Source organism: Kitasatospora sp. NPDC059088, from assembly GCF_042738155.1.
In the GTDB taxonomy this organism is placed as follows: Bacteria; Actinomycetota; Actinomycetes; order Streptomycetales; family Streptomycetaceae; genus Kitasatospora.
Window position 1 is genome coordinate 182831 of the sequence record NZ_JBHYGR010000002.1, and the last position, 1658, is coordinate 184488.

2 protein-coding genes are annotated in these 1658 nt (G+C 69.0%); both read right to left on the minus strand.

Annotated features, from left to right (window positions below):
• Nucleotides 1-144 precede the first annotated feature (144 nt).
• Nucleotides 145-867 (minus strand): 50S ribosomal protein L1, encoded by a 723-nt coding sequence (gene rplA, locus ACFWXO_RS01760; RefSeq protein ID WP_375881987.1) that lies wholly within the window; start codon nucleotides 865-867, stop codon nucleotides 145-147.
• 106 nt (nucleotides 868-973) lie between these two features.
• Nucleotides 974-1408 (minus strand): 50S ribosomal protein L11, encoded by a 435-nt coding sequence (rplK, locus tag ACFWXO_RS01765; RefSeq protein WP_375881984.1) that lies wholly within the window; start codon nucleotides 1406-1408, stop codon nucleotides 974-976.
• Nucleotides 1409-1658 lie beyond the last annotated feature (250 nt).

Below are 1658 nucleotides of genomic sequence, written 5' to 3' on the forward strand. Positions count from 1 at the left end.
GCAACCCTTTCCGGCCCCGGCCCCGGGGGCCCCCCCCCCCGGGGCCCGCGGCGCCCCGCCCCCACCCTACATACGACGCCGGCCCCCCCCCCCCGGGGGGGGGGGGGGGGGCCCGTCGTACGGACTGCTCTAGAGCACTGGGGCTCAGACCGCGGCCGGGTCCTCCTCGACGAGGAGGTTGCGGGTGCGGTTCGGGTCCACCAGGATGCCGGGGCCCATGGTGGTCGAGAACGCGGTCTTCTTGATGTAGCGGCCCTTGGCGGCGGACGGCTTGGCGCGGAGCACCTCGTCCAGCGCGGCGGCGTAGTTCTCGACCAGCTGCTCGTCGGTGAAGGAGGCCTTACCGATGATGAAGTGCAGGTTCGAGTGCTTGTCGACGCGGAACTCGATCTTGCCGCCCTTGATCTCGTTCACTGCCTTGGCGGTGTCCGGGGTCACGGTGCCGGTCTTCGGGTTCGGCATCAGGCCACGGGGACCGAGCACGCGGCCCAGGCGGCCGACCTTGCCCATGAGGTCCGGGGTGGCGACGACGGCGTCGAAGTCGAGGCGGCCCTTGGCGACCTCGTCGATGAGCTCGTCGGAGCCGACGATGTCGGCACCCGCAGCACGCGCGGCCTCGGCACGCTCGCCGGTCGCGAAGACCAGGACCCGAGCGGTCTTACCGGTGCCGTGCGGGAGGATCACGGTGCTGCGGACCATCTGGTCGGCCTTGCGCGGGTCGACGCCCAGACGCATGGCGACCTCGACGGTGCCGTCGAACTTGGTGGTGCTGGTCGCCTTGGCGAGGCGGACGGCCTCGAGGGGGGCGTAGAGGCGGTCGCGGTCGACCTGGGCGTCCGCGGCCTTCAGAGCCTTGCTGCGCTTCACTGCTGCTCCTGAATGGTGATTGGAGTTGTGGTATTCGACGGGCCTGCGCAGGCCCTACCACAGGGACGGCTGAGCCGGTTTGCCCCTGACGGGACGGGGGGCTTGATCAGCCCTCGACGGTGATGCCCATCGACCGGGCGGTGCCGGCGATGATCTTCTCCGCCGCGTCCAGGTCGTTGGCGTTCAGGTCGGGCATCTTGGTGGTGGCGATGTCGCGGACCTGGGCGCTGGTGAGCTTGGCGACCTTGGTCTTGTGCGGCTCGCTGGAGCCCTTGTCGATACCGGCGGCCTTCAGGATGAGGCGCGCGGCCGGCGGCGTCTTCGTGATGAAGGTGAAGGAACGGTCGTCGTAGACCGTGATCTCCACCGGCACGATCATGCCGCGCTGCGACTCGGTCGCAGCGTTGTAGGCCTTGCAGAACTCCATGATGTTGACGCCGTGCTGGCCCAGCGCGGGGCCGACCGGCGGCGCCGGGTTGGCCGCACCGGCGTTGATCTGGAGCTTGATAAGCCCCGTGATCTTCTTCTTCTTGGGAGGCATGTCTCTCCGGGTCCTTCCGAGAGGTGATTGCTGGTGCGTGCGGACGCGGGGCGACACCCGGTCGCCAGCACACACATCAGGCCAGGCTAACGCGTCCGCGCCGCTGGACCAAAACGGATTCGGGGCGGAGGCCGTCGGCCCCCGCCCCGAATCCGAAAACCGGGTGTGTATTTCTTGGGGTTCGGGGCGGAGGTGAGCTCCACCGGGGTCTCCCGGCCCAAAAACTCGACAAAGCCCATGACCTTAATAG